General features: G+C 70.8%; 10 protein-coding genes. 4 read left to right on the forward strand and 6 right to left on the reverse strand.

Annotation, left to right across the window (positions count from 1 at the left end; all coding sequences use genetic code 11):
• Nucleotides 1-371: DUF5807 family protein (locus tag GJ634_RS15635; RefSeq protein ID WP_197425523.1), on the forward strand; the 371-nt coding region annotated here is incomplete at its 5' end.
• Here GJ634_RS15635 and GJ634_RS13110 read toward each other — a convergent pair.
• The 3 genes from GJ634_RS13110 to GJ634_RS13120 form a co-directional block, all read right to left on the reverse strand.
• Nucleotides 372-1,448 carry a DHH family phosphoesterase gene (locus GJ634_RS13110; RefSeq protein WP_157503320.1) on the reverse strand — a complete coding sequence of 359 codons (1,077 nt, stop codon included), beginning with the start codon at nucleotides 1,446-1,448 and terminating at the stop codon, nucleotides 372-374. It abuts the gene before it with no gap.
• Nucleotides 1,449-1,493: 45 nt separating this feature from the next.
• Entirely contained in the window at nucleotides 1,494-2,525 is a 1,032-nt protein-coding gene (locus GJ634_RS13115; protein WP_197425524.1) for a hypothetical protein, read from the reverse strand.
• A 65-nt stretch (nucleotides 2,526-2,590) separates the two neighbouring features.
• Nucleotides 2,591-3,022 carry a universal stress protein gene (locus GJ634_RS13120; RefSeq protein ID WP_157503322.1) on the reverse strand — a complete coding sequence of 144 codons (432 nt, stop codon included), beginning with the start codon at nucleotides 3,020-3,022 and terminating at the stop codon, nucleotides 2,591-2,593.
• Between the two features lie 94 nt (nucleotides 3,023-3,116).
• On the opposite strand from GJ634_RS13120, the gene GJ634_RS13125 reads away from it, so the two are divergent.
• Nucleotides 3,117-3,560 carry a universal stress protein gene (locus GJ634_RS13125; RefSeq protein ID WP_157503324.1) on the forward strand — a complete coding sequence of 148 codons (444 nt, stop codon included), beginning with the start codon at nucleotides 3,117-3,119 and terminating at the stop codon, nucleotides 3,558-3,560.
• Nucleotides 3,561-3,827: 267 nt separating this feature from the next.
• Here GJ634_RS13125 and GJ634_RS13130 read toward each other — a convergent pair whose 3' ends face one another.
• Complete coding sequence (locus tag GJ634_RS13130) at nucleotides 3,828-4,376, reverse strand: GNAT family N-acetyltransferase (protein WP_157503326.1); 549 nt, start codon at nucleotides 4,374-4,376, stop codon at nucleotides 3,828-3,830.
• Between the two features lies 1 nt (nucleotide 4,377).
• Nucleotides 4,378-4,746 (reverse strand): universal stress protein, encoded by a 369-nt coding sequence (locus GJ634_RS13135; RefSeq protein WP_157503328.1) that lies wholly within the window; start codon nucleotides 4,744-4,746, stop codon nucleotides 4,378-4,380.
• 351 nt (nucleotides 4,747-5,097) lie between these two features.
• Between GJ634_RS13135 and GJ634_RS13140 the strand changes: the two genes are divergently transcribed.
• Nucleotides 5,098-5,709, forward strand: a complete 612-nt coding sequence (locus GJ634_RS13140) for a DUF5806 family protein (RefSeq protein WP_157503329.1) — start codon at nucleotides 5,098-5,100, stop codon at nucleotides 5,707-5,709.
• Here GJ634_RS13140 and GJ634_RS13145 read toward each other — a convergent pair.
• Nucleotides 5,706-6,194, reverse strand: a complete 489-nt coding sequence (locus GJ634_RS13145) for a hypothetical protein (protein WP_197425525.1) — start codon at nucleotides 6,192-6,194, stop codon at nucleotides 5,706-5,708. The genes GJ634_RS13140 and GJ634_RS13145 overlap by 4 nt on opposite strands.
• Before the next feature lie 82 nt (nucleotides 6,195-6,276).
• Between GJ634_RS13145 and GJ634_RS13150 the strand changes: the two genes are divergently transcribed.
• Nucleotides 6,277-7,228 (forward strand): ATP-binding cassette domain-containing protein (locus GJ634_RS13150; RefSeq protein ID WP_331714177.1); only part of this gene is annotated, 952 nt, incomplete at its 3' end.

A 7,228-nucleotide genomic window follows, 5' to 3' on the forward strand; every position in this document is an offset into this window, starting at 1 on the left:
CGTACGTCTCCGACGTCGAGCAACTGGCCGACCGCGACGACGCCGAACGGGTCGACAGTGGTGTCGTGCTCGTCGTCGACGGCGAGCGCGGCCGCAGCGTCTTCCAGAAGATCACGGGGATGGGCGCGATGGACTTCGGGTCCGCCGCGATGGACGACCCCGGACACGTCGACCGCGACCTCGCGGGCGGCGACTGTCCGCACGCCAGCGACGGCCCCCAGGAGCACAGCCCCCAGTTCGCGTTCTCGTTCGCGGAGCCGAAGAACGAGGAGGTCGGCGGCCTCTACGCGGAGGGCGACGTCATCCACGCCTACGTCTACTGTTCCTGCGGCGAGTCGTACTCCGACAAGTGGCTCGCCGGCGAGCGCTAGCTACTCCTCGTCCTCGCGGTCGAGGCTGCGGAACCCGTCGAGGATGACCTGTTTCGCGGTCGCGCCCTGGCTCGTCCAGTGGTTCGCGTAGTCCAGCATGTCCTCGTAGATGTCGGGCTTGCAGCCCGCTGCCTTCGGGTGGCCGCCGCCGTTGACCTGCCGGGCGACCTCGTGGGCGCGCTGGAAGTCCTCGGTGCCGCGGATGCTCGCGCTCCCGGAGGGCTTCACGACGACCGCGGCGTCGGCGCCCTGCTCGCGAAGCGCCTCGGCGACCTCGTTCTGCGAGCAGCGGCCGTACGTCACGCCGACGGTCCAGCCGTTGACCTCGCGGATGGCGGCGCGGTCGACCGCGCGGTCGATGAGTTCGTGCTTCTCGACGCGGCGCTCCTCGAGGAACTCCATGACGTCCTCGGGGAGGTCGGCGCCGTGCTCCTGGATGGTCTCCATGTACTCGTCGGTGTCCACCCAGTAGGAGTAGTCCGCGAGGTCGTCGCTGCGCGGGTCCTCCTTCAGCCAGAGGTCGTGGTCGCGGGTGACCGCCGCGAGCTCTTTGAGGTACCGCGGGAGGTCCGCGTCGATGGAGCGCACCGCCACGTCCGCGGTGCACTCCTCCTCGGAGTCGCCGATGACGAGGTCGACGCCCGCCTCGCGGACGGCCTCGGCGACCTCGTCCGTCCACTGGTGGTGGTCGAACCACCGGACCTCGCCGGCGTGCTCGACGAGGTACGCGAGCTCGTCGTCGACGTACCGGAACTCGTCCGGGCAGAGGTCGCAGACGAACACCGTCGCGCCGTCCGCGCCGAACTCCGCGGCCCGCCGCAGGCCGTCCTCGAGCTCGTGCGGGCCCGCGGGCACGAGCGCCGCGTCGCCGTACACCTCGCGGACGATGGCCGCGCACGCCATCCCGTCGGCGTCGGGGTCGGCCACGACGAGCACCTCCGCGCCCTCGGCCGCCTCGCGAATCTCCATGTCCTTGCGCTCCTCGTGGATGCTGTCCGGAACGAAGAAGCCCTTGCCGGGGAGCAGGGACTTCCGCTCCAGCGGCATCTCCTCGTCCTCGATGACCCAGTCTTCCATACCGGACGGAGGCGCGGCCGCGCAAAGAACCCCGTGGTTCGGGTGTCAGGCGTCGAGGCGCCACTCCCCGCGCCCCGTCGCCGTCGCGTAGTGGCGGTCGCTGCCGAGCAGCCGGTCGCGTTTCCACTGGAACCCACAGCGGTGGTCGTAGCCGACCGTCCCCTCGGTTCGGAAGCCGCCACAGCCCGTGAGCGCGCTCCGCGCACGAGCGGACGCCGGCGTCAGTTCGATTGCGAACCGGCTCCGGGTGGTGTCAGAGGTGTTCGATACCCGGACGCCGTTGCGCGTGTGCGGGTTCGGGTAGACGCTGTGGAGGCGCTGGTCGTCGGGGAGGTCCGCGCTGCGACCGGCCTCCTCGACGGCGTACCCGTCGTTCGCCTCGGTGTGCAGCGTCGTACGCAGGCGGACGAACTGGCCGCCGTCCTGCCGGGCGACCGACGCGACCGTCCGGGCCGCGTACGCTTCCCCGGTCTCGAGGCGGCCGACGACGTGCGCGGCGCCCGCGTAGTCGTACGCCGAATCCATCGACGACTCCGGGGTGAACGTGTCACAGTCCGGGACGCGCCCGACGAGCGCCCACCCCAGCGGGTCGAGCACCGGGTCCGCCCAGCCGCCGTCGTCGACGAACGTGTACGTCTCGATGGTGCCGGTCCCGCTCGGCACCGCCACGGCCGTCTCGACGGGCCGCGCGCGGACCGCCTCGACGCCGAACGTGTACTCCCCGCGGACGTCCTCTAGCAGCCCGCGGAGTGCGCTCTGTGCGTCGCCGCCCGCGAACGCCACTGGCTTGCCCGTTCGCAGCGCTCGAGTGAGGGGCGCCCGGTCCGCGCTCGCCGTCGCGAGCACGACGTCCGCGTCCGCCACCGCCTCGGCGGTGTGTGGCGGCTCGGGGAGGTCGCCGGCGTCGCCCGCGAGGGAGACGGCCTCGTCGTTGAGCGCCCGGCTCGTGTCCGCGGCCAGCCCGCTCCCGGTGTTCACGGTCGGACGGTCGCCGTCGAACGCGCTACACCCCGCGAGGCTCGCGGCCCCGGTCGTCCCGACTGCCGCCAGGAACCGGCGGCGGCTCGTGGAGGGCATCGGCTACACGACCGTCCGCCCGGAAGAAAAAGCCCGCGTTGGGTCATACGCTCGCTGCACTCCCGCTACTCTGACTCGTCGAGCTGGCGCACCGTCAACACGGGCACCGGGCACGTCCGCACGACCCGCTCGGCGACGCTCCCGATGAGGAAGCGGTTCTCGCCGTGGCGGCCCCGCGTCCCCGTCGCCACCACGCCGGCGTCCACGTCCCGGGCGTACTGGCTGATCTCCGCGGCCGGCCGCCCCTCGCGGACCGCCGTCGTCACCGCCTGGTCGGCGTCCGCGGCGATGTTCTCGACGGCCTCCTCGCCGCGCTCCTCGAGGGCGTCGTGCATCTCCTCGCGGACCTCCTCGGGCGCGCCCTCGACCTCGCTCTCCTCCAGGACGTACAGCGCGTGGACGTCCGCGTCGAAGCGCTCCGCGAAGTCGAGCGCGACCGCGACGGCTCGCTCGACGCTCTCGGAGCCGTCGGTCGCGATGACCACCGTCTCTATCATACCCGACGCTGGGCGCCCGCGCCCCTTAAACCCACGCGGCAGTCGGGCCCGCACACGCGGAGCGCTTTAGTAGCCCGCCCGCGCAGACGCAGCCATGAGCCTCGAAGTGGACACCGTGCTCGTGCCCGTGGACGGGACCGACGCCTCGGTCACGGCCGCCGAGTACGCGTTCGCGGTCGCGGACCGGTACGACGCCGACGCCCACGCCCTCTACGTCCTCGGCGAGACGGTCAGCCGCGGCATCCACGCCGGCGAAGTGGACGAACCCGAGCTCGCCGACGAGACCCGGACGTTCCTCAACGAGGTCAAGGACCTCGCGCCCGAGGGCGTCCACGTCGACGCCACCATCGCGTACGGCTTCTCCACGCGCCGGAAACTCCAGCACCCCGGCAGCGTCATCCTCGACTGCGCCGCCGACGTCGACGCCGACTTCCTCACCATCCCCCGCGAGGGGCTCCGCGACGAGACCGGCGACGTCCTCGAGAAGGCCGCCGAGTACGTCCTCCTGTACGCCAGCCAGCCCGTCCTCTCAGTCTGAGCCCCCGCCCGGTTCGCCTCCTCGATTCTCGTCTTCGTCAACTGGTCGACCTGCGTGAACAGCGAGTGGACGAGCAGCCACGTCGCGCCGAGCGCGAACGCGCCCGCGAACACCAGCCCGATGGTGCCGGTCGGCACCACGGCCGCCTGCAGCGTGACGAGGAGCACCCACGCGAGCACCACGTGGAGCGTGAACCGGTTCGCGCGCGTTACGTGCTCGTCGGACCAATTAGGGGTGGCCATCGTCGGCACGTCCGACGCCACCCAATTAATTCAGTCGGATCGCCATCTCCATCTCGAAGCTCTCCGCGGCCGCCGTCTCGAAGCCGACCTTCTCGTAGAGCGCCACTGCGGGGCGGTTCCACCGCTCGACGGTCAGCCAGACGTACTCCGCGCCGTGCTCCTGCCCGTGGCCCAGCAGCGCCTCGATGAGCTTCGTTCCGATGCCCGCGCCCTGGTACTCCTGGTGGACGAAGATGGCGAGCTCGTACGTCGAGTCGTCGTCCGGCACGAGCGTCGCGTGGCCCGCCACCTCGTCGCCCTGCCACGCCAGCACGTCGTAGCCGTCCTGCTCGAAGAGGTTCGCCAGCCACTCCCGGATGCGGTCCTCGCCGACCGGCGGCACGCCCTGCGCGCGGTCCGCCGGGTCGAACTCCACGTACATCTCCACGACCGACTCGAAGGCGTCGTCGCCCGGGCCGTGCTCGCCCTCCCACGCCCGCACTTCGATGGGCCGGCCCTCGGCGTCCTCGAACTCCCGCGGCGGGCGCGGGAACTCCGTCGCGACCTCGCTGGGGTACGCGCGTTCGTCACTCATGCTAACGCACCAACTTCACCGACACGCGCGCGTTCAACAGCACGAACTCCGCGATGTTCCCGAGGCGGATCTTCCCCATCGGGCTGCGCTGGCCGCCCCCGAGCACGATCTGGTCGAACTCCTCGGACTCCGCGAGCTCCACGATGCTACTCCCCGGGTCGCCCGAGAGCCGCCGCACGTCCGCCTCCAGGCCCGCGTCGGTCAGCGTCTCCCGCGCGACGTCCACGAGGTCCTCCGGCGCCCGGTCGCTGTCCGGGTTCTCCACGACCGCCACCGTCACCTCGTCCCCGGTCTCGACCGCCCGTTCGACCGTCTCGTGGAGCGCGTCGAGGGAGTCGTCTGCACCGCCGATGCCGAGCAGCACTTTCATAGTCGGACTGTCAGCGCCGCCGAGTAAAAGGATTCGGCTGAGGGATTCTGAGCGAAGCGAAGAATCCCTGACTATGTGAACGGCGACCGCAGGGAGCCGTGAACTGGGAGACGGTGACCGGCAGAGAACCGTCTCCGGAGACGTGAGCGGGGAGCGACGCGACCCGCGAACTGTGACTCGCGCTCCGTTCAGCGTTCCACGTCGCTCGCAGTAACGAGACTTCTCGCTGTGCTCGGAGTCTCGCCGGGACTCGCGGGTCACTGCGTTCCCCGCTCGTCCGTCCGGGGACTTCTCACTCCGTTCGAAGTCCCCGGCGACACGCTTTTGCGCTCAACACGGCAACCCTACGCCATGCCAGAACGCGCTTCTCCCGCAGACTGGGACCTCACGCCGGCCGTCGAGTCGGCGGAGGGCCCGACCGACGACGCCGACGACGTGCCCGAGGACGTCCGCGAGTACGCGCGGTTCTCGAAGATGGACGGCGCGCAGTACGACCGCGTGAACGAGTTCCTCCGGGACCGCACGTACATCACCGCCCGCGAGTGGGCGATAGCGCGGCTCTGCGCGGACTTCCGCACGGAGACCGGGGTGGAGATGACGAAGATCGGCGAGAACCTCCCGGAGCTCGTGCCGTTCATGACGGACACGTACAGCCCGCAGGCGGTCAATCAGGCGCGGTCGGCGTTCGAGGACAAGGTGCGGATGGCGGGCGCGACGTTCCTCTACGGCGCGATGTCGGGGTTCTTCACCGCCGACGAGCTCGACGACCTGATGTACGAGGTGACGGAGGTCGCGAAGTTCCTCCTCGAAGTGGAGGGCGTCGACCTCGCCGTCGAGGAGGAACTGGAGGCCGAGGAGCGCATCTCGTCGGTGATGCGGGACGTGCGCTCGGCGAGCGACGAGCTCCGTCACGACGGCACGGAGTGCCCGAACTGCGGGCACACAATCGACGCGGACGACTAGGCGTCCCGCCGGTCGGGGAGGAACGGGTCGGCGTTCTCGTGGACGAACTCCACGTAGTCGTCGTTCAGGCGCCGGCAGAACAGGCGGAGCTCGTCGGCCTCGCGAATCGCGTCCAGTTTCTCGGCGGAGTAGGCGGTGTCGTAGTACGCGGGGACGAACACCGCGGTCTCGCTGTCCGGGTCCTTCTCGACGACGAGCAGGTACGTCGTGGCGCCCGCGGCCGCCTGGAACACGTCGACGTCGGTGAACGCGGCGTCGTCGGCGAGCGCTTCGAGGTCCTCGTACTCGTCGCCGGGCAGCAGGACGTCGAGGCCGGTGCGGAACTCCGAGTCGACGAGCACGGAGTCGCCGGGGTGGAGCTCCAGCGTCGTCCAGCCGCGCTCGCGGTACGCCTCCGCGGTCGCCTCCATGTCTTCGACGACGGCCCCCCAGCCCTCCTCGCTGGGCTGGTTCGTCGGGCCGCCGCTGGCGGGGTTCTCGGTCACGTCTGTGTCGCGGGCACCGCCGGGGATAAGCGTTGCCCAAGTCCCGCAAGGTATTTCTTGGGTGGACTGCGAATTTTGCCCAGTGACTGACCTCCTGTCCCTCTCCGGCCTGCGGACGCAGTTCGAGACCGAACGCGGCGCTGTGAAGGCCGTCGACGGCATCGACCTCACCATCGAGGAGGGCGAGACCGTCGGCCTCGTCGGCGAATCCGGTTCGGGGAAGAGCGTCACGGCGCTGTCGGCGATGGACCTCGTCGACGACCCCGGCGAGGTCGTGGCCGGCCGCGTGACCTTCCGCGCGACCGAACTCGCCGCCGACCTCGCGGCGGACTTCGAGGGGAGCGTCGTCGCGTACCCGTTCGACCTCGTGGACGCCGTCTGGGAGGTCGTCGGCGACCTCCGCATCGGCGAGGGCGTCGATTCGGCGCCCAGCGAACTCCGCGGGATGGCCGACGACCTCCGATCGGACGACGACCCCGCCGACCTCGCCGCCGACCTCCGCGAGGCAGCCGACCGCCTCGCGGACGGCGCGACCGAGTCCGTCGTCGCGGACGACCTCGAAGCCGCCCTCGACGACGCCACCGACGGCTTCGTCTACGTGGACGAGGACGCCCGCGACGCGCTCGCCGACGGCGCCGACGTCGCCGACGTGGACGTGACCGAGGGCGTCCTCGACCTCACGGACGCCCCCGAGGAGGCGATGCGGAAGGTCCGCGGCGGCGAGATGGGGATGATTTTCCAGGACCCGATGACGTCGCTGAACCCCGCGGTGACCGTCGGCGAGCAGGTCGCCGAGTCGCTGCGCCTCCACCGGTACGGCGACCGCAAGCGGGACACGTGGCTGAACGCCATCCGTGAGATCCTCCCGAAGATCGGCGGCCGCGAGCACGACGAGGAAGTGTTCGAGGACGTCGTCGACATCCTCACCGAGGTCGGCATCCCCGAGGCGACCTCCCGCTCGAGGAGTACCCCCACCGAGTTCTCCGGGGGGATGGCGCCAGCGCGTGCTCATCGCCATCGCCTTGGCGTCGCCA

Origin of the sequence: Halobacterium sp. CBA1126 (genome assembly GCF_009741975.1) — an archaeon.
Taxonomy (GTDB): Archaea; Halobacteriota; Halobacteria; order Halobacteriales; family Halobacteriaceae; genus Halobacterium.